Source organism: Roseateles sp. (assembly GCF_052436255.1).
Classification (GTDB): Bacteria; Pseudomonadota; Gammaproteobacteria; order Burkholderiales; family Burkholderiaceae_C; genus Pelomonas.
In genome coordinates this window covers 1-24,397 of the sequence record NZ_JBQVNP010000040.1, presented here as the reverse complement: position 1 = coordinate 24,397, position 24,397 = coordinate 1, and the positions used below count along the sequence as shown (strand labels likewise).

The window sequence follows — 24,397 nt, the reverse complement described above, 5'->3', positions numbered from 1 at the left end:
ATCAACGCTGGGGCGTGACGCGCACCATGACCACGCCATGCGGCGCGACCTTGGCCGCATAGCTGCCGCTGACGCCTTTGGTGAGCTTCTTGCTCCACAGGTCCTTGACGTCGGCCTTCTGCGTGGCGGGCAGGCCCAGGCGGTCCCAGGCCAGCTTCATGTCGGCCGGCGTCTTGCCGCGGTTGAACAGCACGGCCGCGAACTCGCCGCCCTGCAGCGGGCGCACCCAGACCTCCAGGTCGCCTTCCTTGAGCGTGCGGCGGGCCGGCTTGCCCAGCGGGTCCTGGTCCACGGCGATGACGTCCTTGTTGGTCAGGATGCGCAGCGTGTCGGCGTCCATCCTGGACAGGTCGTTGCCGGCGATCAGCGGCGCGGCCAGCATGGCCCACAGCGAGAAGTGGCTCTCGTACTCGGTCGTCGTCATGTTGCCGTTGCCGATCTCCAGCATGTCGGGGTCGGCCCAGGCATTGGGGCCGGCGACCTGCTCGCGCTCGGCCACCAGGTCCAGGATGTTGGTCATGCCCATGGACCAGTCCTTCTTGCCTTCCCAGGCGTCGTAGATGTCGCCGGTGGTGCGCCACAGATGGCCCACCTTGGGCGCCCAGCGCTCGGGCTGGTTGATGCCCCATTCGCAGATGGACAGCACGATGTCGCGGCCCGACTCGCGCAGGGCCTTGGCCATGATGGTGTAGGCGGCCTCGGCATTGCGGGTGCCGGTGTGGCACCAGTCGTACTTCAGGTAGTCCACGCCCCACTTGGCGTACTGGCGGGCATCCTGGAATTCATGGCCGGCGCTGCCGGGACGGCCGCCGCAGGTCAGCGAGCCGGCGTCCGAGTACAGGCCGAACTTCAGGCCCTTGCTGTGCACATAGTCGGCCAGCGCCTTGATGCCGCTGGGGAAGCGCTCGGGGTCGGCCTGGATGTTGCCGTCGGCGTCGCGGCTCTTCTGCCAGCAGTCGTCGATGACGATGTACTGGTAGCCGGCGTCCTTCATGCCGGAGGCGGCCATGGCGTCGGCCTGCTTGCGGATCATGTCCTCGCTGACGTCGCACTTGAACTTGTTCCACGAGTTCCAGCCCATCGGCGGCGTGGGCGCGAGATTGGGCTTGGGGGCGTCGAGCTTGAGGGTCTCGTGGGCCTGGGCGGGCACCGCGGCGGCGATGACGCCGACCAGGGCGATGGCGCGCAGGGCGCGGCGGAAAAGATGCTGCATGGTGGTCTCTCTTCTAGGGAAATCGAGGGAAGGTGGAACAGGTTCTCAGCGCAGGCCCAGGCGCAGGTGGCGGCGGGACTGGTTGCGCATCAGCACGAGGTCGATGCCGGCTTCGGCGCTGGCGGCCTGCAAAGCCGCGGCCAGGGCGGCGGCGTCGTTCAGCGGGTGCCAGCCGGCGGCCGGATCACGGCCACGGCCCAGCACGACATCACCCGCGCGCAGACCGGCCGCCTCGGCCCGGCAGCCGGCGGCCACCGCCAGCACGCGCACGCCCTGGCGTGACGCCAGGCCGGCTGCAGACTGCTCGCCCAGTGTCTGCACGGACTTCACGGTGAGTCCGACGGGCAGGGTGTGCGGCGGCTCCGGCGCAGGCTCGGTTGCGGGCCCAGCCGCATCCGGCACCGTGATGCGCGGCTGCGCGGCCATTGCCCGCAGCCGCGTCGGTCGCACGCCGAAATCGTTCATCGGGAAGTTCTGGAAGCCGATGGCCTGCGCCAGTGCCGTGTTGGTGACGGTGAAGTCACCCGCCGCCGCGTTGGCGAAGCGCGGGTCGCCGGCCAGCGACTGCGCATCCGATCCGCCGGCCTGCGCCTCGCGCAGGTCTGCCTCCCGCGTGAAGGCATTGCCGTCCACGCGCCGGCCCCATTGCGAAATCTCCACCGGCGCGTGGGCACGCATGACGATGTTGGCCTCGAACACGTCGCCGCTGTTGGCGAACCAGACGTGGGGATGGAAGCCGCCGTTGACGAGGATGTTGTTGCGCACCACGCGGTGGAAGCCCTCGCGCAGCTTCAGTCCGCCGGCCAGCATCAGGTTCTGCTCGATCAGGTAGTTGCTGGCGCCGTCATCGAGGTCGACGTCCCAGCCGTGGTCGCAGCGCAGGCGGTTGCGACGGATGACGATGGGGCCCATCGCGTCCAGCGTGACGAGATCCGGATGGGCGGCTACGCGCCGCTGCATCTCGGCGCGGTCGGGGTGCCACCAGCGGTCGCGGCCCCAGCTGTTGAACGTGCCGTGGTCGCCGGTCTCCAGCACGGTGTCGAAGGCGTCGTTGTGGCTGATGACATGCCCGCCCCAGGTGCCGTCGCCGATGTTGAAGGCCGCGCGCGGCAGGCGGTAGAGCGTGTTGTGATCGACCGTGATGCGGGCGGCCATCGCGATCTGGATGCCGGCCGCCTGCTTGTCGATGTGGCCGATGTCGTGGATGAGGTTGTCGACGGCTTCGCTGTCCTTGGGATAGTCGTCGCTGCGCGGGCCGGGGAGACGGTCGATGGCGGCGAGGTCCAGGCGCTCGTGGTACTCGTGCAGCGGCGAGCGCACGGCGCTGTCGCGGCCGACGAAGGCGATGGCCGTGCCACCGATGTCGCGGATGTGGTTGCGCGCCACGCTGACGCGCTCGGCGCGCCCGCTGACGACCACGGCATGCCCGCCCAGCGCGCGGAAGTCACCGTCCTCGATGGCCACGTCGCGGGCGTTCTCCACCGTCACGGCACCGGCGCGGTGGAACTTCCAGTCCGAGCGCAGCAGCGGCTCGGTGGCTTTCAGGAACGTGGGCTCGGTGTCCTCGAAGGCCAGGCGCTGCAGCCGCACATGGCCCGCCTCCCGGCCGCTGCCCACGATGCGCACCAGTTCCTCGGCCGCGCTGGCGCGGAAGGCCCGCGCCGGCGGGCGGCCCGAGGCGGGCTTGAAGTACAGCCAGCCTTCGCGCACGTCTTGGTACCACTCGCCGGGCGCGTCGAGTTCCTCGAGGATGTTGTCCACCCAGCGCCGCTTGTCGCTGGGCGGCGCCACCCGGTTGTTGGCCAGCTGGGGCCCGAACTGCAGGCTGCCGTCGGCGTTCTTGCCGAGGATGAGCAGGTGCACGCCGCCCCAGTCATAGCCATGGATGGCGTGCAGCACGCCGCCGGCCGGGGCCTGCCAGCGCGCCACGCGGCCGGGCGCGACCGCGTCGGCGGCCGTGCCACCCATGCGGGCCTGCGGGTCGAGGTTGGGATAGCGGGCGCGGGTCAGTTCCTGGTCGCCCAGCCACAGTCGCTGAAAGTGGCGGCCGGCCAGGCGTGCGCGCCAGATGCCGTCGCGCCAGGGCTGCCAGTCCAGCGCCGGCAGCGCAACGGCTCCTGACAGCACCACCCTGGCCCCGGGCGCTGCCGCGATGACCAGGGGCGCCCCGGGGCTGCCCACGTGGCGCTCGTCGAGCAGCAGCGGGGCGTCCAGGGCATAGCGGCCGGCGGCCAGCTCGATGTGGCGCACCTGCGGGTCCGCCGCCGCGCGGTCCAGGGCCTGGCGCAGCGCGGCGACGCTATTCACTGCCAGGCGCACCGGGTCAGCGGCCTGACAAGGGGCCCAGGCCAAGGCTGCTGCCAGCAGCCAGCCGCCGCGTGAAGGGCTTGAAGGCAAGCGCATGGCGTTGCCCTTCAGCGCCCGTAGCGGCGGCCGGCCGATTCCAGCGGCCCGTCGTCGGTGCGCAGCGGTGGCAGCGGCAGGCCGTCGCCGCCGACGACGTTGGCCTCGCTGGCGTTGTTGACCCAGGCGTAGCGCGCCGCCACGGGCGCGGGCACGGCGGGGCTGGTCAGCACGATGCGGTCGCCGTCGATGCGGCCTTGCGCGGGCTGCCAGCGGCGGTCGGCGCCAGCGAGGTAGAAGCCGCGCAGCGGCTCGCCGCTGCGGGCGGTGCGCAGGCCTCCCACGGTGTTGTCGAAGCGCAGTTCGAACTCGCCACCGCGGGCTTGGTGGCCGGTGAACAGCGGCCCCGTCGCCGGCGCCTTGCGCAGGCCCAGGTCGTGCAGGGCCAGGCCGGCCAGCCGCTGGCCGACCGTGCGCTTGTTGCGCGGGTGGATGTCGACGGCGTCGCCCACGTCGATGGCCGTGGCCATGCCGGTGTGGGGCAGGGCCAGCGCGGCCGCCTGGCTGGCACGCAGCTCGGCCCAGCCATTGCCGTCGGGCCGGTTGTCGGCCAGCGGGAACCAGGACGCCAATTGGACGAAGTAGAACGGCAGCCTGGCGTCGGCGAAATGGCCGCGCCAGTCCTGGATCAGGCGCTTGAAGCCGTCGGCATAGGCTGCCGCGCGGCCGGAGTTCTCCTCGCCCTGATACCAGAGCACGCCACGCACCGACAGGCCTTGCAGCGGTGCGATGAGGCCGTTGTGGCCGAGCGTCGGCGCGTCGTTGGCGACCGGGCCGGCCACCAGCGCGACCTTCTCCACGCGGGCCCGCCAGCCGCCGGCCAGCGGCACGCTGCCGGCTGCGGTGTCCAGCCGCAGTTCGTCGGCTTCGCCGTGGATGCCACCGCCGCCACCGTTGTCCGTCACGCGCACCGCGATCCAGTTGGACCCGGCGCGCAGCAGGCCTGCAGGCACGGCGTAGCGGCGCGACTGCTCCCAGCCGCACTGGCCGCCGACCTTCTGGCCGTTCAACCACACCTCGTCGCAGTCGTCCACTTTGGCCAGGTGGAGCTGCGCGGCGCCAGCTGCCTGAGCGGCATTGAGCTCCACGCGCTTGCGCAGCCACACCACGCCGTCGACGCCGGAAAGGCCCTGGCCTTCCCACATGCCCGGGGCCTTCAGCGTGGGCCACTTGGCATCGATGTCGCTGGCGGCGGACCAACCGGCGGCGTCCACGCCTTCCAGCGGCAGGCCCGGCTGCCAGGCTGTGATGCGCGGCAGCATGCGCTGGGCCAGGGCGGCACCAAAGGTCGCGTTCTCGGCCGGCAGGCCGTGGACGGCGGGGGCGAGGTCGGGGTCGCCCAGCGCGGCCTCGCGGCTCATCCAGGTCTCCAGCATGGAGCCGCCCCAGGCGGTGTTGATGAGGCCAATGGGCACGCCCTGCACGGCCTGCAGCTGCTTGGCGAAGTGGTAGCCAACGGCGCTGAACTCGGCCACGCGGCCGGGCTCGGCGACGACCCAGCGCGCTGGCGCGATCTCGGCCTCGACCTTGACGCTGGCGCGGTGCGGCACGCGCAGGTGGCGCAGCTGCGCGTTCTGCGGCGAGGCGACTTCCTGCGGGCCGGTATCGGTCTGTGCCAGCGGCCATTCCATGTTGGATTGGCCGCCCAGCAGCCAGACGTCGCCGATGAGGATGTCGTTGAGCACGGCGGTCTTGTCGCCCTTGACCACCAGGCGGTGCGGGCCGCCGGCCGGCAGCGGCGCCAGCTGCACGCGCCAACGGCCGTCGGTGCCGACGCGGGCAGTGCCGCTACGGCCACCAAGCTCGACGCTCAGCGTCTGGCCGGGGGTGGCGTGGCCCCAAACGTTCAGCGGGCGGTCACGTTGCAGCACCATGTGGTCGCTGAACACCTCGGACAGGCGCACGTCAGCTTGCGCGGAGGCGGCCAGCAAGGCCAGCAGCAGGGGAAGGGAAGTCTTCGTTCTTCTCATGGGTTCCTGGGGGCGGGGTCGAAATTCAAGTCCAGGGCCTGGCCCTGGTAGGTGAAGGTGCGGGTCTGCTCGGCCTGGCCGGGCATGGCCATCAAGCGCACGGTCAGCTCGCGGCGCGCGACCATGCCCGGATAGCGGCCCTGGCGGGCGCCGATGTGCAGCTTGCGGCGGGTATCGTCCCAGCGCAGCGCGGTGGTGGTGCGCTCGCCGCGCTCGTAGCGGTAGGTCTCGCCGTCGTCGTCGTAGAGCGTGAAGGCGGCGTCGGCGCCGGGGTAGATGCGGACTTCCCAGGGCGCGTCGGGCTTCTGGCCCGTGTACTCGACGACCGGGCCCAGCGGCAGCACCGAGCCGGCGCGCACGAACAGCGGGAACTGCTCCAGCGTGTAATCGCGCACGACGGGGCGGCCGCCGCTGTGACGCTCGCCGGTCCAAAAGTCGAACCAGTCCGTGCCGGCCGGCAGCAGCGTGGCCTGGCGCTGGTCGATCCTGCGCTGGGCCTCGGCAGCCTCGCGGCGTTGGGCGGGTGTGCGCCAGGCCAGGCGCAGCACGCGGCCCCCGCCGGCCTGGAAGAAGTCCACCCGCAGCTTGATGACCTGGCCTGCGCGCAGCGTCATGACATGGCCCTTGAAGCGGGCACCGCCGACGGCCCACTCGTCGACGACCAGCTTGTCGTCCAGCCACAGCTTGAAGCCGTCGTCGCCCTCGACGCCCAGCTCGTACTCGCCGCTCTCCGCGACGACGACCTCGCCGGTCCAGCGCACCGAGAAGTCGCTCAGGCTCTTCAGCCCCGGCGGGATGCTGCCCAGAGGCGGATCGGGCCAGTGGTGGTTGACGACGGTGTCGACGGTGCGGCTGGCCGGCTTGTCGAAATTGACGCCCTCGAAATACTCCATCACCAGGCCGCGCTGGCCGTCGGGCGTGCGCAGCTGCGTGGCCGGCACGGTGATCGGCGGCGGCGCCTCGGGATGGAACATCGCCCGCGTGATCGGCTGCACCAGCAAGGCGGGGCCGAACATGTAGGTGTCGTCGATCTTGCGCAGGGCCGGCTGGTCGGGGAAGTCCATCGCCAGGCCGCGCATCATCGTGTAGCCCTCGGCGGTGCTGCGCCAGGCCAGGCCGTACAGGTAGGGCAGCAGCCGCATGCGCAGCTGCGCGGCGCCCAGCAGCGAGGCGTAGACCTGCGGGTCCAGTGACTTGAACAGGTAGGGCTCGCGGTCGACGCTGGTGCCGTGGATGCGGTAGACCGGGCTGAAGATGCCGAACTGGTTCCAGCGCGCATACAGCTCGCGCCAGGTCGGGTTGTGCTGGCCGCCCGCGTGGTTGACGAAGAAGCCGCCGGTGTCCTGGGTCCAGTAGGGCTGGCCGGCCATCGCGACGTTCAGGCCGCCGGCAATCTGCGCACGCAGCGCGGCCCAGCTGGCCGTCGTGTCACCCGACCAGGACAGGGCCGCGTAGCGCTGCTGCCCGGCCCAGGCCGAGCGGGTCAGCGTCAGCACGCGCTTGCCGGCCACGCCGGCCGCGCGCTGGCCGTCGTAGACGCCACCGGTCGTCACCAGGCTGTAGACGTTGAGGTAGCGCGTCGTGTCGCCCAGCGCCGTCATGCCGAGCTTCTTGATGTCCGCCTCGACCTCGCGCGGGTCGTGCGCCGCGCCGCCCACTTCCACCTCGGTGCCGTCCATCCACAGCGCATCGACGCCCACGTCCAGCAGGCCTTTCTTGGTGTGCTTGAAGTAGATGCGCCGGCCCTCGGCGCTGAACGCGTCGTAGATGCGGGCTTTCTTGGAAATCCAATGCAGCGGCTCGAACCGCAGGCCCTTGGCGTCGAGCTCGCGGGCCAGCGCCGTGTCGTTGCCGACGCCGGGCCAGATCGAGGCCATCAGCTTGACGTTGAGCTTGCCGTGCAGCTCGCGCGCCATGCCGGCGGGGTCGGGGAGGCGCTCGGCGTCCCAGACCATGCCGCTCCATTTGCCATCCCAGACGCCATTCTTCTCGCCGCCCCAGTACTGCCAGTCCTGCACGATGTAGTCGAGCGGAAAGTGGTCGGCGCGGAAGCGGCGCACCACGTCCAGCAGCTGCTGCTGCGTCTGGTAGCGCTCCTTGCTCATGAACAGGCCGAAGGCGGCCTTGGGGAACATCGGCGCGGCGCCGGTCAGGTGGCGGTAGCCGCGGATGACGGCGTCCATGTCGGCGCCGCTGCTGAGGTAGTAGTCAGCCCCGGCCGGCGCGCTCTCGGCCGTGAAGCTCATGCCCTCGGGCCGGTCGCTGAAGTGCATCTTGGAGTAGACGTCCAGCAGCAAGCCCCAGCGCCGCGTGGACACCAGGAAGGGCACGACGATGCCGATGTTGGTCTGCACCATCAACACGTCGCGGCCGCGGTAGTCCATGTAGGGCTCGTCATACTGGCCCAGGCCGTAGAGGGATTCGTCGGGCGTCAGCGTGAAGGTCTGCGTCAGCGCATAGCTCGGGCTGCCGGCGATCTCGACGCGCTTCAGCTCGGTCGGCGCCGTGGCGCGCTCGCGTGTCAGCAGCCGGCCGTCGGCGGTGAAGAAGGCCAGCGCGCCGCTGCGCTTGTCCACCGTCACGCGCAGGCCGGCGCCGGTCAGCGTGAGCTGGTCGTTGGCGTCCTGCACGTCAAAGGGCATAGCCTGCGGCCGGGCGACGACCACGAGGCTGGGCTGCACCGTGTGCGCCTGGCCCAGGTGGGCGGCCACGCGCACCAGGCCGGGGCCGTAGAACAGCACGCTCTTGGTCAGCCCGCCCAGGCGGAACTGCAGGCCCTCGGCCACACGCCGCCAGGCGAAGCCGTCGGCCGGGTCGCCCAGGGGCAGGGCGCGCAGCTGGCCGGCGGCGTCCAGGGCCGAGGCTTGCGTGCCGGCCTGAGGGGCCGCCAGCGCGGCGCCGGCAGGAACGCAGGCCAGCAGGCCGACAAGGTCACGACGTTTCATTCACGGGTCTCCGGAGTCTTCATGGTCGAACCGAACGGCGGCAGTTCCGCGCGCCCGGTCACTTGCAGCTTGAGCGTTTGACCGGCGGCGCGCACGCCCGTCACGGCGGCCACCGGCTGGCCACCGCCGACCCACAGTTCGGCGGGACCGGCCGGCACCACGCGCCGGCCATCGGCCTGCACCACGCTCAGCGCGTGGGCGGGCAGCTCGAAGCGGATGCGGCGCGATTCGCCGGCCTGCAGCACGACGCGCTGGAACGCCACCAGCGTGCGCTCGGGCGCCGCCGCACCGGGCCGCGTGGCATAGACCTGCACCACCTCGGCCGCTTCACGGGCGCCTTCGTTCTTCAGCAGCACGGACAGCGTCGCGCCTTGCCCCGCCGCCACGCGGCTGCGGGCCAGGCGGGGCTGGGCATAGGCGAAGCCCGCATAGCCCAGGCCATGGCCGAAGGGGAACTCGGCCTGGCCCTTGAACCAGCGGTAGGTGCGGCCCTGCATGCCGTAGTCCTTGAAGGGCGGCAGCTGGTCGGCCGAGCGGTAGAAGGTCAGCGGCAGCCGCCCCGAGGGGCTGAAGTCGCCGGCCAGCAGCTCGGCCACGGCCTGGCCCCCTTCGCCGCCGGGATACCAGGCCTGCACCAAGGCGGGCAGCTTCTGCAGCACGTCGCCGAAGGCCATGGGGCTGCCGCTGAAGTTCACCACCACCAGCGGGCGGTCGAGCGCGGCCAGGCGCTCCAGCAGTGCCAGCTGCGGCGCGGGCAGCTCGATGCGGGTGCGGTCGCCACCGGCAAAGCCCGGGGCCAGCACCGTCATCTCCTCGCCTTCCAGCTCCCAGGTCAGGCCGCTGGCGAACACCACCAGGTCGGCCGCGCGCGCGGCGGCCAGCGCCGCCTCGTCGCTGGCGCCGGGGCGGCTCCATTGCAGGCGTTGCTCGCCTTCCCAGCCGAGCTGTTGCGCCTCGATGCGCACGGCATAGGTCTGCCCGGCCTTCAGCGTCACGCCACGCTTGGAGGTGGGCCAGGCGATGTCCCACAGGTCCACCACCAGCTCGCCATCGACCCAGATGCGATAGCCGTGGTTGCCCTTGAGCCGCAGCACATGCTCGCCGCTCTCGCCGGCGCGCAGGAAGCCACTCCAGCGGGCCGACTCCTTGCGGTCGTAGCGCTCCGGCCAGCCCCACTTGAACTGGACCAGCGCCGTCGTCTCAGACGAGGTGGCCTCACCTTCGAGCTGGATGTTGCCGAAGCGCTCGAACTTCAGGCCGGCGCGGCTGCAGGCGGCGTCGGCGCACAAACTGGCCGCCGGCAGGTCTTCCAGCGGCGGCGCCACCCAGCCCGTGCCTTCAACGAAGTCGATGCGGGCCTCGGGGTAGCGCGCCTTCAGGCCGGCCAGCAGCGTGATGGGCTTGGACGGCGTGCCGTTGTAGTTGCCCACCAGCGCGTCCACGCTGTCGGCGTTGGGCCCGACGACGGCGATGCGCTTCGGTGCCGCCTTCAGCGGCAGCAGGCCGTCGTTCTTCAGCAGCACCAGCGAGCGGCGCGCCGCCTCCAGGTTGAGCGCGCGGTGGGCCGGGGTGTCGAAGTCGGTGGCCTTGATTTCGGGGAAGGTCCGTTGGGTAGGGAACAGCCCCAGGCGCAGGCGCACGTGGAACAGGCGGTGCAGCGCGCGGTCCAGCTCGGCTTCGCCGAGCAGGCCCTTTTGCACGGCGGCCACGGTGGTGGCGGACTGGGCGGTCGGGTTGCTGCCGAAGTCGCAGATCAGGTCGGTGCCGGCGCGCACGGCCAGGGCCACGGCCTCCTCGGGTGTCTTCACATGCTTGTGCGCCCCCTCCATGTGGATGTCGGCCACGGCACCGCAGTCGGACACCACATGGCCCTGGAACTTCCACTGCTCGCGCAGGTAGTGTTTCAGCAGCGGTTCGTTGGCGCAGGCGGGCACCCCGTCCACCGCGTTGTAGGCACACATGACCGACTCGGCCCGGCCTTCGGTGACGGCGGCGTGGAAGGCCGGCAGGTAGGTGTCCACGAGGTCGCGTGGCGCGACCTTGACGTCCTCCTTGTGGCGGTCGGCCTCGGGGCCGCTGTGCACGGCCAGGTGCTTGACGGCGGCCGACACGCGCGGCCGGTTGGCGTCCGGCCCCTGCAGGCCCTGGATGAAGGACACGCCCATGCGCGAGGTCAGCAGCGGGTCCTCGCCGAAGGTCTCCTGGCCGCGGCCCCAGCGCGGGTCGCGGAAGATGTTGACGTTGGGCGACCACACCGTCAGGCCACGGTAGATGCCGGACGAGCCGTCAGCCGCCACCGTGTTCAGGTACTTGGCCCGGAACTCGGTGCTGATGACGTCGGCGACGCGCTGCACCAGCGGCGCGTCCCACGTCGCCGCCATACCGATGGCCTGCGGGAAGACGGTGGCGATGTCGGCGCGTGCCACGCCGTGCAGGCCCTCGCTCCACCAGCTATAGGCGGGGATGCCCAGCCGCGCGATGGCCGGCGACTCGTGCTGCAGCTGGCTGGCCTTCTCGGCCAGCGTCATCTGCGCGACAAGGGCGCGGGCCTGTTGCAGCGAAGGGCTGGCCACCGCGCCGGTGGCCAGCAAACAGGCGATGGCGATGGCCCCGGTCAGACGGTGCTTCATCGGCGGATCAACGCTTCACGAGTTGCAGCGTGAGCAGCGTGATGTCGTTGCTGCGCATCGGCACGGTGTACTTGAACAGGCCGTCCTTGCCGACCTTGACGGTGCGCTTGACCTCCGGCAGGTCGCGTGTCAGCGACTGCAGTTTGGCGAGCTGCGCCGCGTCCAGGTCCTTGGGCGCGCCCATCTCCAGGTAGGCCGTGTAGGCGTCGTTGCTCTTGTGGCCGGTGCGGTGCAGCGCCAGCTGGTAGGCGCCGGGCTTGAGGTTGCGCAGATTGAGCGTGACAGGCGCTGCCGGGCCGTTGGGCACGGGCTTGCCGAAGAAGGTGCCGTTGCTGTTCTGCCCTTGGTCGGGGTGCTGCCAGTCCCACGCGAGCACCGCGACCTTGTCGCCGTCGGCAGCGGCCAGCACCTTGTCGTCGCTGCTCGGCACCTCGTTGCCGCGCAGCGCGTTGAGGTATTTGTAGGTGAACCAGCTCGGCTTGCGGATGCCGTCGCGCGTCATCAGGCCGAAGCCGCCGTGGAAGGCGCGGTCGGGCTTGCCGGGCTCCTCGAACAGGTCGCTGTAGACCCAGTAGCTCATCGCCTGCGCATAGCCGCGCGTGCCGACCAGCTTGTTCAGGATCCAGGGCGCACTGACGTAGCTGTCATGCACCTTGTCGCGCGGGTTGTAGCTGGTGCTCCATTCGGTGATGTAGAGCGGGATGCCGGGGAAGGGCGAGGCCTCGATCTCCCGGCGGTTGCGGCGCACGTCGCCAATGATGGAGTTGGGGTCGGTCGCGAGGATGCGGTCGGACTTGCCGAACTCGTCGAGGAAGCCTTCGGTCACGCCATAGCTGTGCGTGGTGACGAAGTCGACGGGAACGTTGTTGGCCTTCGCATAGGCCAGGAACTCGGGCACCCAGGCCGCGCCGGCCGTGGAGGGGCCGCCCACCTTCAGCGTCGGGTCGATCCGCTTGATGGTGCGCGCGGTGTTCACATAGAGATCGAAGTAGGCCTTCTGGTCGGCGTTCTCCCAGAAGTCCTTCAGATTGGGCTCGTTCCACACTTCGAAGGGCCATTGGCGCACCTCCTCGATGCCGTAGCGCTGGATCAGGTGGGGCACGAAGGCGTCGATCAGCTCAGCCCACGGGCCGGGCTGCGGGTGCGAGGTGTTGCCCTTCCAGTAGAAGATGGTCAGCGGCGAGGTCTTCATGGCGCTCGGTGTGAAGCCGAGTTCGATGAAGGGCTTGATGCCGCGTGCCAGCAGGTCGTCGTAGAGCTTGTCGATGGCGGTCCAGTCGAAGACGAGCTTGTCGCCGTCCTTCTTCACCGTGCCGAGCTCGTCGTGAAAGATGTCGTGGAAGCGGATGTAGCGAAAGCCCAGTTCATCGACGGCGGTCTTGAGCTGCGCCATGTTCTCGGGCCGGCGCGTCGTGCCGGGGTAGTCGGCGCCGACGGCGAGGTCGTAGAAGCGGTCCATGGGCTTGGCTGCCGCGGCGCGGTCCAGCGTGACCGCGCGCGCGGCGGGCGGCGCGGCGACGGCGGCGGCGCTCAACGCGAAGGACAGCAGTGCAGCCGCGAGAGGGCGCAGGGGAAGTGTGGAAGTCATGGTCATGCGGGGTCAGGGCGTGGAGGGAGTGGGGCTGCAGCGCACGAGGCGCGCGCCGTGGGGCGGTACGGTGAATCGGCGGGTGCCGGCGGGCAGGTCGGCGCGGGCCCAGCAGTCGCGGCGGGCGTCGGGCAGCCAGCCGGGCAGCTGCACGGGCCAGGGGGTCTCGCCGGTGTTGAGCCAGGCGGCCCAGGTGCCTTGGGCGCCATGGCAGACGAAGCGGTGGCCTTCGGCCGTGCTGTGCCACTCGCGTGCGCCGGGCACGCGCAGCAGCGCCAGCACTTCGGGGTTGGTGACCAGGCGCAGCGTCCAGTCGTCGAGCCGCCGCAGGTCGTTGCCGAGGATCAGCGGGCTGCGCGCGCAGGTCCAGGCGGTCAGCATCAGCAACTGCTCGTCGCGCGTGAAGCGGGTGTCGCGCTCGCCGAGCTGCGGCGGCTCGCCGTCGTAGTTGCGCAGGCCGATCTTGCCCACCGGCAGCATGTCGGCATCGGGCCAGGCGCCGGGGCGGGCATGGGGCGCCCACTTGACGAGGTTGACGAGGTTGTCGCGCAGCTGGGGCCAGGTGTCCCAGAAGTCGTTGCAGACCCGCCATTGGTTGGCATGCGCCTGCAGGTGGGCCGACTGATCCAGGTGCGACGGCCCCGGCGACAGGCTCAGCACCATGGGCCGGCCGCTGGCGTCGATGGCGCGGCGGATCAGCTCGACTTCCTTGGCGTGGTAGTGGGGCGCGGCGATGTCGTCGACCTTGACGAAGTCCACGCCCCATTCGGCCAGCTGGGCGAACCAGGCGCGGTACCAGTCGAGGGCGCCCGGGTGCTCGGGCTTGACGCCGCACATGTCGGTGTTCCAGGCGCAGGTCGAGCCCGGGTTGGCGACTTCGTGGCAGCGGTACTTGCTGCCGGCGATGGGCAGTTCCAGCCCGACCGCCTGGCGCGGGATGCCGCGCATGAGGTGCACGCCGAAGCGCAGGCCCATGGCGTGCACCTGGGCGGCCAGCGGCGCGAAGCCGCGCCCCCCGGCGGCGCTGGGGAAGCGGTTGGGGGCCGGCTGCGGGCGGCCATGGGCGTCCAGCACCAGCGGCGCGAAGGGCCGGTACCAGGACGACGTGGCGCCGGGCTCGTACCACTGGATGTCGACGGTGGCGGTGTCGTAGCCGAAGGGCAGGAAGCGCTCGGCGAGGATGCGCGCGTTGTCCAGGTATTCGGCCTCGGTGACGCTGGCGCCGAAGGCGTCCCAGCTGTTCCAGCCCATGGGCGGTGCGGGCGCCCAGGCGTGGAAGGGCAGGCCGGGCTCGGGAGGCGTCGACGCAGCGGCCGTTGTGGCGGCAGGGGCGGCAGCAGCCGGCCTGGCGGCCACTGCAGCCAGGCCGGCGCTGGCCACGGTGCGCACGAAGCTGCGGCGCCCGGGCGCGTCGGGAAGCTTGTCGTTGAAGGCCATCGTCTTGCTCTCTTCAATTGCTGTACAGCAACCCGCGGCCGGTGCCGCTGACGTAGATACGACCATAGACGCTGTGGTCGGCCGCCATCACGCCGATGCCACCGAACTGGTGGGCGTCGTCGTTGAAGCGGGTCCAGCGGGCGCCGCCGTCGTCCGAGCGGTAGACGCCCCAGACGCCGTTGACGGTGCCCACCACATAGACCGCGGCCGAGTAGCTGGCACCTGCCTTGGCCTTGCCGAGCGCGACCAGGCTGGCGCCGGAGACGCCGTCGGCGGCAGCGAACTGCGTCAGCTTGGTCCAGCTGGCGCCGGCGTCCACCGAGTGGTAGAGGGCGTTGCCGTCGGCCAGCCACAGGTCGCCCTCCGCATGCGGGTTGACCGCCATCGAGGTCGTCCACCAGGCGTCGGGGGCCAGGTTGGCAGACACCGATCCGGCGCTCAGCGCGAAGCTGCGGCCGCCGTCGGTCGAGACATAGACCTTGCCCGGGGTGCGGCTCCAGGTCGCGCCGCCGGAGTCGTAGGCATAGACCTTGTTCGGGTTCTTGCGGTCAGCCACCAGGCGGTAGCCGCGGCCCCAGCCGCTGCCGACGACCGCCAGCGCAGGCAGGTTGGTCGGCGTCCAGCTCGCGCCGTTGTTCGTCGTGTAGGAAGGCACCGAGTTGGCCGGCGCCCAGACCGCGTGATTGCGCGCCGTGACCGCGATGCTGGCCTGGCTGCCGGTGTTCTCGCTGGCGCCAGCGGGCAGGCTGGCCAAGCGCGCCCATGTCTTGCCGCCGTCCCCGGACCAGTAGCCGACGGCGGTCTTGGTCGAGTTCAGGACTCCGCTGCCGACGATGTAGTTCGGATCGGACCACGCCAGGTCGGCCGCGTTGCCGTTGCTCCAGCCGGTGCCGGGGTTCAGCGTGGGCGTCTGCGTGACGTCCGTGTGGACCCAGGCGCCGACGTCTCCGGCGCTGTTGACCAGCAGGTAGGGCGCGCCGGCCGGCGGCGTCACGACGGACTGCACCGCGATTTCCTCGATGCCTTCGTTGCTGCCGGCCCAGCTGGGCGTTGCCGACGAGGCGTTCTTGGTCTCGACGACGCCGCCGCCATGCACGTGCAGGATGTGGTCGGGGTTGGACGGGTCGATTTCGACGTCGTCCACCCAGCCCGGCGCGATCTCGCCGGGCATTGCCGCCGCAATCTCACGCCAGGTCAGGCCGGCGTCGTTGGAAAGCTGCACGATCTGCTGGCCGGTGTAGTTGCCCCAGGTGTTGCTCACGCCGAGCGCGATGCGCGTGGTCGCGCCGCTGCCGTAGACCGACAGGCCGCCCAGGCCGGGGTTGGTCCATTGCGTCGGATCGACGCTCTTCAGCAAGGTCCAGCTGCTGCCGTCGAACTTGTAGAGCCGCCCGGGCCCGCCGGCGCCGGGCCCGGCGTCCTTGGTGAACGCGACGTAGAACATGCCGTCAGCGGCACGCACCATGTGCGGAATGTGAGAGCCCGAGACCGGCGTCGTGACCGGCGCCCACGAGGTGCCGCCGTTGGTGGACCTGTAGAGATTGGACTGCAGGCCGGCGACGCTGACGTAGTCGGGCGAGATGGCCGCGTAGATCGTCTGCGTGGCCGAGCCGCTGCCTTTGGTGCCGGTGTCGTAGACGACCACGCTGACGCCCATGCCGCCCCTGGCGGCGCTGATCTGGTCCGCGTTCATCCTGGCGCTTGACAGCGAGGTGAGCTGGGCCCAGGTCTGGCCGGAGTCCGTGCTTTTCCACAGGCCGGCAGTGCGCGAGCCGATGAACAGCGTGGATGGCTTGTTGGGGTCCACCACCAGGCGCTCGCCCATGGCCCGGCCGGCGTTGTTGCCGCCGAGCGGGAAGGGCAGGGGCACGTGGGTCCAGCTGTCGCCGCGGTTGCCGGAGATGTAGAGGCGCCCGTTGCCCTCGAAGGTGTACATGCCGGTGGCCATGTAGACGAGCTGGTCGTCGTTCGGGTCGACCGCGATGCTCTCGATGCCGTGGTGGCGACTCTCGGCCGCGCCGAAGCCCAGGCCGTCAGTGATGGGCGTCCAGGAGGACGTGGCCGGGTGCCAGCGGTAGGCGCCGCCGATGTCGGTGCGGGCGTACAGCAGGTTGGCCGTTGTCGGGTGATAGACCAGACCGGTGACGTAGCCGCCGCCGCCGAACTTCACGCTCTGCCAGCTGGCGGTGGCCGGAGTTGGCGCCGGGGCCGGAGCCGGGGCCGGGGCCGGAGCCGGAGGCGGTGCAGGAACCGGCGCGGGATTGCTTCCTAAGGAGGGCGCGTCACCGCTTGCGTTGCCGCCACCGCCGCCACAACCCGCCACGAGGCCGGCCGCCAGAAGGGAAAGGGCGAGGATCTGTCTACTGCTCTTGTTCATGAAGGAAGTCGTTTGATGTGCGGTGGCAGGGCACGGCGGTGTGGATCAGGGGCTGGCCAGGGGTTCCAGCACAACGGCGGCACCGCCGGCCGCGGCCAGCGCCAGCGTCAGCTGGTCCTGGCCGGTCACGGTGCGCTCGCTGCGGCGCACCTCGCGCACGACCTCGCCGTCCTGCCAGATCGTGGCCCGCCACTTGCCCGCGGGCAGGAAGGCCAGCGAGACCTGTTCGGTGCGGGCCTGGTCGCCCGTCATCGCACCGAGGTACCAGGTCTTGCCCTGTCGCCGCGCCAGCACGATGTGCTCGCCGGGCTCGCCAGCGAGGAAGCGCGTCTCGTCCCAGGCCGTGGGCACGCGCTTGATGAAGTCCAGGCCCGGCTCGCCGCGGTAGTTGGAAGGGTCGTCCGACACCATCTGCAGCGGGCTGTCGTAGACGACGTACATGGCCAGGGCCTGGCCGCGCGTGGTCTGTGTCTGCGGCATGACGGCGCTGACCTCGAAGCTGGCGGGCGTGGCGTTGCGAAAGCCCCCGGGCGTGTAGTCCAGGGGCCCGGCCAGCATGCGCGTGTACGGCAGGTGGAGGTTGTGGCGCGGGGTGACGCGCCGGTCCATCTTGTTCCACTCGGCGCCGAGCACGCCCTCCTGCGTGATGTAGTTCGGGAAGGTGCGCTGCAGCCCCGCCGGCACGAAGGCGCCGTGCAGGTTGAGCAGCATCTTGCGCTGGGCGGTGGCCGCCGCGACGCGCTGGTAGAAGGCGACCATGTCCTGGTCGTCGCGGTTCATGAAGTCGACCTTGATGCCCTTGATGCCCCAGCGCGCATAGGTGTCCAGCACCTCGTCGATGCGCGCGTCCAGGTGCTGCCAGTGCACCCACAGCAGCAGGCCCACGCCCTTGTCGGCGGCATGGCGGACGAGGGCCGGCATGTCGAGGCCGTCCGCAGGGCGGGTGATGTCGGTCTCGGGCAGCGCCACCCAGGCCTGGGGGTTGGAGCGATGGGCCCAGCCGGCGTCGATCAGGTGATAGGGGAAGCCGGATTCCGCGGCGAAGTCGATGAAGCGCTGGTAGGCGGCCATGTCGGGCTTGATGCCTTCCAGCGGGCCTGACCACCAGTCCCAGGACGTCTTGCCGGGCCTGACCCAGCCGAAGTCACCGGTCGGCGCGGGGTTGAGGTTGCCGACGAGATGGGACTCGATGAGCTGGCCGGCGCGGTCGGCCAGCATCACGGCACGCCAGGCGGTGCGCAGGCCGTCGGCCGAGACATAGGCCGGCCCGGGGCGATTCGGCACGCCGGACAGCTGCAGGCGCAGCGCCTGGCCGTCGCGGCGCAGGGACGCGCCGGTGTAGCCCTCCAGGTGGGCCTGGGTGATGGCGTAATGGGTGCGGCCCGAGGGCGTGGCGCAGACGACCGGCACGTCGTAGGCCGCATCGGTCTTCAGCTGCGAGATGCGCAGGCGCTCGAAGGGCCGCTCGTGTGCGCCCTCGACGGGCGTGACCAGGCAGGACGGGTCGCCCGCCGGCACGAAGGCCGTCTGCTCGCCGCGCAGCCTGACCGCCCCGGTGCCCTCGATGCGATAGCGGAAGGCGACGCCGTCGTCATAGGCGCGGGTGTCGATCAGCAGGCGGCGGCGCGGGCCGCCAGCCTCTCGGAAGCTCAGCGTGGCGCCGTGGTAGTGGTCGCGGGCCGTGGCGGCCTTGGTGGCCACCAGCGGGATGATGCGGTCCTCCGCCAGGTCATGGCGTGACTCCAGCTTCAGCGTGCCGAGGGCGGGCTGGCCGTCGAGTTCGAGGCCCAGCGGCGAGCTGGCGATGACGGTCTCGCCACGGCGTGTGATGCTGAAGCGGCTGCCGTCCTCGGCGATGCGCAGCGTGGTGCGACCGTCGGGCGACGTGATCAAGGCCTCGGCGGCCAGGGCATGCAGGCCGGTGAGCGCCAGCAGGGCGCCGGCGAGCAGGGGCAGGGGGTGTCGGGAGAAGGTCATGCCAGGTTCCAGTAGAGGCTGTAGCGCTCGTGGTGGATGCGGTGGAAAGGCGCGAGCGCAATCTCCCGGCCGGACGTGGCGGTGCGGAAGTTGAGCGCCGCACCGGCCGGCCGGACGACCTCGTCCAGCGTGCGCCCCTGCAGTGCCAGCGTGGGCAGTGGCACGTCGTCCTGCTGGAGCGCCCAACCGTAGGCGAACTCGCTGGCGACGAGGTCGGCGCCCGGCGTCATGCCGGCAGTGCCCATGCGCGCCGCGAGCACCAGTGGGCCGTACATCACGGCGGCCACGTCAGGCGCGCCCGGCAGGGCCTGCAGGTGCAATTGCATCGGCAGGACCACGTCGACGACGTCGCCCGGCTGCCAGGTGCGGTCGAACTCCACGTAGCGGCCCGGCTCGCGGCTGGTGGCCAGCGGCTGGCCGTTCAGGCTCACGGTCATCGCGCCACACCAGCCCGGGTGGCGCAGCCGCAGCGTGAACCGCGTCGGGGCGCCGGCCTCCAGGGCCAGCCGCGTGGTGGCTTCGTCGGGAAATCGCGTGGTCTGGCGCACGCGGACCCGCTGCTCGGACCAGTCCAGCGTGGACGGGACGAACAGGTTGACGTAGAGGCCGTCGGCGTCGTGGAAGTAGATCGAATCGCCCAGCTTGGCGAAGTTCTCCATGCCGGTGCCGGTGCAGCACCAGAACGACCGTTCGGCGGTGCCGTAGAGCTTGGGGTAGCCGGGGCGCAGGGCCTGGAAGTAGGTGACCATGCCCGAGTCGGGGTCCTGCGAGGCCAGGATGCCGTTGAACAGGGCGCGCTCGTAGTAGTCCGCATAGTCGGCGGACGGCGCCTCGGTGAACAGCGCGCGCGTCAGGCGCAGCATGTTGTGCGTGCAGCAGGTCTCCATCGTCTTGGCCGAACCGAGGTGCTTGCGCGCCTCGGCAGGCGCAAAGAAGTGCTCGGCCTCGCCGTTGCCGCCGGTGGCGAACGAGCGGCGATGCACCACGGTGCCCCAGAAGTAGCGGGCCGCCCGGCCGGCGCGCTCGTCGCCGGTCGCGTCGGCCAGGCGCTGGAATCCGATCACCTTGGGGATCTGCGTGTTGGAGTGCAGCCCGTCGAGCGTGTCCCGGCTCGCCGCCAGCGCGTCGAGAAGCACGCGGTGGTTGAAGCGCTCGGCCAGCCGCAGGTGGCGTGGGTCGCCGGTGAGGGCATGCACGTCGGCCATCGCCTCGTTCATGCCGCCGAACTCGACGCCGAGCATGTCCTGGAAGCGCTGCTCGCCGATGCCCTGGGTGGCGTCGACCATCCAGTCCGCCAGGCGCGTCAACACGGGCAGGGCGCGCGGGTGGCCGGCATGCACATGGGCGTCGAGCAGCCCCACCAGGATCTTGTGCATCGTGTACCAGGGCACCCCGGTGACGGGGCGGCCTGCGATGACGTTGCGCAACTGGGTGTCGCCGTCGGCAAAGGCGCAGACCAGGCCGCTGCCGCTGGCCTGCTGGCAGGCATGCAGCTCGTCGACGATGAAGGCCACGCGGCGCCGGAATGCCGTGTGGCCGGTGGACGCCCACATCATGGAGCAGGCGCTCAGGTAGTGGCCGAGCGTGTGGCCGGGGCACAGATCGCCGGACTCCCAGCCCGTGTAGCGCGTCGACCGCGGCGGCAGGCCGGCGTTGCGGCGAAAGCCGTGCAGCAGGCGGTCGACGTTGAGCGACAGCAGGTAGCGCGCGTCGAGCGCCCGGGCATCCTCGAACGGGCCAGCCAGCAGGCGAACGCGTGACAGTGCAAAGGCCTGGGTCTTGCGTGCGCCGGTAGCCCCGCGGCGGGGGGCGGCCTGCGCAGCGTTCAGACCGGCAGCGCCCGAGGTCAGGGCGGCGGCGCGCAGGAAAGAGCGACGACTCCAGTCGGAGTCCGGCAAGCACGGCGGTGAAGCTGGGGTCAAGATGTTCTGCTTTCGTGGCGTGGGGGCCATGGGCTGGGCGTCGAGCGAGACCTCGTGGTCGCCGCTGCGATCCCGCGAGAGGCGGCACTGGCTGCTGCTCGCGGCGGGCCCTTTCAAGGCATGCGCCCTGCAGCGGCGAGGCTGGCAGGGCGCGGTTCGCGGCGGACGTACCGCCGGGTCACGGTGTCGTCAATGGCTGTAGAGAATTCCGCGGCCGTTGCCGCTGACGTAGACGCGCCCGTAGACCTTGTGGTCTGCGGCGATCTGGCCGATGCCGCCGAACTGGCTGGCGTCGTCGTTGATGCGGGTCCAGTTGGCGCCGCCGTCGTCGGAGCGCCAGACGCCCCACACGCCGTTGATCGCCCCCACCACGTAGACGGCGGCCGAGTAGCTCGCGCCGGGCGCCGGCTTGCCCAGGGCCACGGCGCTGGCGCCCTGCACCTCGGGCCACTGCCAGGTCTGGCGGCTGCCCCAGAGGGAGGCGAACTGGCTGAGCTTGGTCCAGGTCGCGCCGGAATCCATGGAGCGGTAGATGGCGTTGCCGTCCGCCAGCCAGAGGTGGCCTTCGGCATACGGGTTCACGGCGAGCCATGTCGCGCTGAACGGATTGGCGCGCAGGTTGGCCGCGACCGAGCCCTGGCTCAGCGTGAAGGTCTGGCCGCCGTCGGTCGACACATAGACACGGCCCGAGGTGCCGCCCCACCAGGCGCCGCCAGAGTCGTAGGCATAGACCTTGTTGGGGTTGACGCGGTCGGCGACGAGCCGGTAGCTGCGCGGGATGTTGACGTTGGGCAGGGCCGGCAGGTTGGTTGCCGTCCAGCTCGCGCCGTTGTTCAGCGTGTACGACGGCACCGAGTTGCCAGGCGCCCAGATGGCCCGGTTGCGGGCGGTGACGGCGATGTTGGCCTCGCCCCCGGCATTGGCTGCAGCGCCTGCGGGCAGCGTGGCGAACGCCGCCCAGGTCTTGCCGCCGTCGCCTGACCAATGACCCCGCCCGAGGTTGGTTGCGTGCGAGAAGCTCACGGCCGCGATGTACTGCGGATCGGACCAAGCCATATCGGCCGAGTTGCCATTGATGCGGTCGCCGCCGGTGGTCATCGTGGGCTTGGTCGTGAGGTCGGTGTGCACCCAGGTGCCGATGTCCCCCGAACTGTTGATCAGTGTGTAGGGTGCGCCGGGCGGCGGCGTGCCCAGGCCCAGCGTGGCGGTCTCTTCAAGGCCGTCGACGCGTTCGGTCCAGCTCGGCGTCGTCGAGGACGCGTTGCGTGTCTCCCAGATGCCGCCGCCATGCACATGCAGCACGCGGTCGCGGTTGAAGGGGTCGATCTCGACATCGTCGATCCAGCCCGAGAAGCCGTCGTTCGCCGGCGTGTGCGGCATGACGGCGGCAATCTCCTGCCAGGTGTTGCCGGCGTTGTTGGACAGCTGTACGACTTGCTGGCCGTTGTAGTTGCCCCAGGAGTTGGTGACGCCCAGCGCAATGCGCGTGCTGGCACCCGTGCCGTGCACGGAGAGGCCGCCGAAGCCGAAGCTGGTCCATTGCGTTGGGTCCACGCTCTTGAGCAGCGTCCAGGTCGTGCCGTCGAACTTGTAGAGGCGACCGGGGCCGTTGGCGCCGGGGCCCATGCCCTGCGTGAAGGCCACATAGAACATGCCGTCGGCGGCGCGCACCATGTGCGGGATGTGGTAACCCGTCACCGGTGTGGCGACCGGCGTCCAAGAGGCACCGCCGTTGGTGGACCGGTAGAGGTTGGAGCTCAGGCCGGCGACGTTGACGTAATCCGGCGCGATGGCCGCATAGATCGTCTGCGTGGCGCTGCCGCTGCCCCGGGTGCCGGTGTCGTAGACGACAACGCCGACACCGGCGGCGCTGCCTCCCGCGGCGGTGAGCTGCTCGGCGGTCATCCTGGTCGGCGACAACGACGTCACCTGGGCCCAGCTGCGGCCCGAGTCGGCGCTCTTCCACAGGCCGGCCGTGCGCGAGCCGTAGAACAGGATGGACGGCTTGTTGGGGTCCACCATCAGCCGCTCGCCGATGGCACGGCCGCGGTTGTTGGCGCCGGCGGAAAAGGGCAGGTTGACCGAGGTCCAGCTGGCGCCGCGGTTGGCGGAGATGTAGAGCCGGGCGGTTGCATCGGCCGAGCTGTACAGGCCGGTGACCATGTAGACGAGCTGGTCGTTGTTGGGGTCGAGGGCAATGCTCTCGGCGCCCTGGTGGAAGCTTTCGGAGGCACTGAAGCCGTCGGTGATGGGCGTCCACGACGAGGTGGATGCCTCCCAGCGGTAGGCGCCGCCGATGTCGGTGCGCGCATACAGCAGGTTCTGCGTATGCGGGTGGAAGATCAGGCCGGTCACGTAGCCGCCGCCGCCCCACTTCACATTGCTCCAGCCGCCCACCTGGACCGTGAAGCTCTGCTGGCTCTTGGCGCCGCAGGCGTTGGTGTAGGTGGCCGTGGCGGTGCAGGCGGTGGTGGGCTGGACGGTCTGCTCGCGCGAGGCGCCAGCGGTGCCGCAGCCGTTCCAGCTCCACTGCCCGCCGTTGGCGGCCTGCGGGCCGAGGATGGCTGAGCCGCCGGTCTTGACAGTCACGGAGGACGTCTGCGCCCAGCCGCTGCCGGCATTGACCCAGGGCGTCACCGGCGTGGGCGTGCAACTGGCAGCACCGCGCGTGGCGGTGGCCGCGCCGGAGTTGTAGCTGCCGGCATCGGTCGTGAACCTGACCCAGTACCAGTAGGGCGTGCCACTGGCGGCGGAGGTGTCGGCAAAGCTTCGCGCTGCCTTGTCGACCGTGGCGATGCGGGTGCGGCCGACGGGGTTGCTGTCGGTATCGCGGTAGATCTCGAAAGCGCGCACATTGCCGCTGGCGGTCCAGCTCAGCTGGACGTTGGCGGCGCTGCCACCGGCGCTCAGGCAGACGGTGCTGCCGCCGCCGCTGCCGCAGGCCTGGGCCTGCGCCGCGGCGCCCGTGCTGGCAGCCAGCGCCAGCACCAAAGTGGATAGAAGCAGTCTCATGGTTTTACCTTTCAGCGAGGAAGGTACTCGTCCGGTTGTCTCCGCCGGGTTGGAGCGTTATGGATGCGCGGCCCAGGGCTTGGCTCGAAAGCAGCTTCATGGCGTCGCAGGGGTGATCTCGAAGGCGAAGCGGTAGGCGCGGTCGGCGTGCAGCTGGTGGCGCAAGGCCGGCCAGGCGCCCCAGGAGTTCTCGCCGCCGACGCCCATCTGCGCATGGGCGATGTGGACGGTGACGAAGTCGCGCCGCGGGATGTCGGCCGGGTGGCGGCGGTGCTCCAGGTCGCCTTGGGCGAAGGGGTAGGCGCCGACCTCCAGCGTCTGCGCGTCGGCACTGCGCACTTGCAGGCCGTGGCCGGCCGTGTCGACGAAGCGCGCCCAGCGAACGCCGGTGCGGTTGGCCGTTTCCTGCGGTTCTGAGTACGGGAACCACAACCGCGCGACGTCGCCGGACCACACGCCCAGCGGATAGCCGTCTGCGCGGTCTCGATAGTTCTCCTCGGGGCCCCGGCCGAACCAGGTCCACTGGCGCAGCTCCTTCGTCAGCGCGGCGCTCAGGCCCACGCGCGGGATGGGTGGCAGCTTGTCGCCGGCGGGGCGCAGCGCCAGGTCCACGCGCACGCGACCATCGCCCGCGAAGCGATAGGCGAGCGTGGCGGTGGTTTGCCCGACCGGCACCGACAGCTCGTAGCTGACGACATGCGCGCCGCCGTCGTGGTGCTCGCTGCGCGCGGTGACGCGGGCCTGCGGGCCGGCCTCGCGCCAGGGGGCGGTGACGCGGGGCATGTCGCTGCCGCGGTCGTTGTCGGTCGGCGGGCGCCAGAAGTTGAGGTGCAGCGGCCCGGCCAGCAGCTCGCGGCCGGCCACGCGGTAGGAGACGAGCTGGCCGCTGGCGTCGTCGAGTACGGCCTCATGGCCGGCTGCGC

12 protein-coding genes are annotated in these 24,397 nt (G+C 70.8%); all 12 read right to left on the bottom strand.

Features of this window, described 5'->3' with window-relative positions; all coding sequences use genetic code 11:
* Position 1: 1 nt before the first annotated feature.
* Positions 2-1,213 carry a glycoside hydrolase family 27 protein gene (locus ACT6S0_RS11600; protein WP_444764006.1) on the bottom strand — a complete coding sequence of 404 codons (1,212 nt, stop codon included), beginning with the start codon at positions 1,211-1,213 and terminating at the stop codon, positions 2-4.
* Positions 1,214-1,258: 45 nt separating this feature from the next.
* Entirely contained in the window at positions 1,259-3,616 is a 2,358-nt protein-coding gene (locus ACT6S0_RS11595; protein WP_444764005.1) for a hypothetical protein, read from the bottom strand.
* 11 nt (positions 3,617-3,627) lie between these two features.
* Positions 3,628-5,586 carry a sialate O-acetylesterase gene (locus ACT6S0_RS11590; protein ID WP_444764004.1) on the bottom strand — a complete coding sequence of 653 codons (1,959 nt, stop codon included), beginning with the start codon at positions 5,584-5,586 and terminating at the stop codon, positions 3,628-3,630.
* Complete coding sequence (locus ACT6S0_RS11585; RefSeq protein WP_444764003.1) at positions 5,583-8,531, bottom strand: TIM-barrel domain-containing protein; 2,949 nt, start codon at positions 8,529-8,531, stop codon at positions 5,583-5,585. The genes ACT6S0_RS11590 and ACT6S0_RS11585 overlap by 4 nt, the downstream gene beginning before the upstream one ends.
* Positions 8,528-11,161: a glycoside hydrolase family 3 C-terminal domain-containing protein gene (locus tag ACT6S0_RS11580; RefSeq protein ID WP_444764002.1), complete on the bottom strand. Its 2,634-nt coding sequence runs from the start codon at positions 11,159-11,161 to the stop codon at positions 8,528-8,530. The genes ACT6S0_RS11585 and ACT6S0_RS11580 overlap by 4 nt, the downstream gene beginning before the upstream one ends.
* A gap of 7 nt (positions 11,162-11,168) precedes the next feature.
* Positions 11,169-12,749: a GH39 family glycosyl hydrolase gene (locus ACT6S0_RS11575; RefSeq protein ID WP_444764001.1), complete on the bottom strand. Its 1,581-nt coding sequence runs from the start codon at positions 12,747-12,749 to the stop codon at positions 11,169-11,171.
* A 12-nt stretch (positions 12,750-12,761) separates the two neighbouring features.
* Positions 12,762-14,186 (bottom strand): hypothetical protein, encoded by a 1,425-nt coding sequence (locus tag ACT6S0_RS11570; protein ID WP_444764000.1) that lies wholly within the window; start codon positions 14,184-14,186, stop codon positions 12,762-12,764.
* A 13-nt stretch (positions 14,187-14,199) separates the two neighbouring features.
* Positions 14,200-16,356 carry a WD40/YVTN/BNR-like repeat-containing protein gene (locus tag ACT6S0_RS11565; protein WP_444763999.1) on the bottom strand — a complete coding sequence of 719 codons (2,157 nt, stop codon included), beginning with the start codon at positions 16,354-16,356 and terminating at the stop codon, positions 14,200-14,202.
* A 252-nt stretch (positions 16,357-16,608) separates the two neighbouring features.
* On the bottom strand, positions 16,609-18,540 hold the full coding sequence (locus ACT6S0_RS11560) for a glycoside hydrolase family 97 protein (RefSeq protein ID WP_444763998.1): 1,932 nt from the start codon (positions 18,538-18,540) through the stop codon (positions 16,609-16,611).
* On the bottom strand, positions 18,537-20,438 hold the full coding sequence (locus ACT6S0_RS11555; protein WP_444763997.1) for a beta-L-arabinofuranosidase domain-containing protein: 1,902 nt from the start codon (positions 20,436-20,438) through the stop codon (positions 18,537-18,539). Before ACT6S0_RS11555 ends, ACT6S0_RS11560 begins: the two co-directional genes overlap by 4 nt.
* 213 nt (positions 20,439-20,651) lie before the next feature.
* Positions 20,652-23,474, bottom strand: a complete 2,823-nt coding sequence (locus tag ACT6S0_RS11550) for a dockerin (RefSeq protein WP_444763996.1) — start codon at positions 23,472-23,474, stop codon at positions 20,652-20,654.
* Positions 23,475-23,570: 96 nt separating this feature from the next.
* Positions 23,571-24,397 (bottom strand): beta-galactosidase small subunit (locus ACT6S0_RS11545; protein WP_444763995.1); only part of this gene is annotated, 827 nt, incomplete at its 5' end.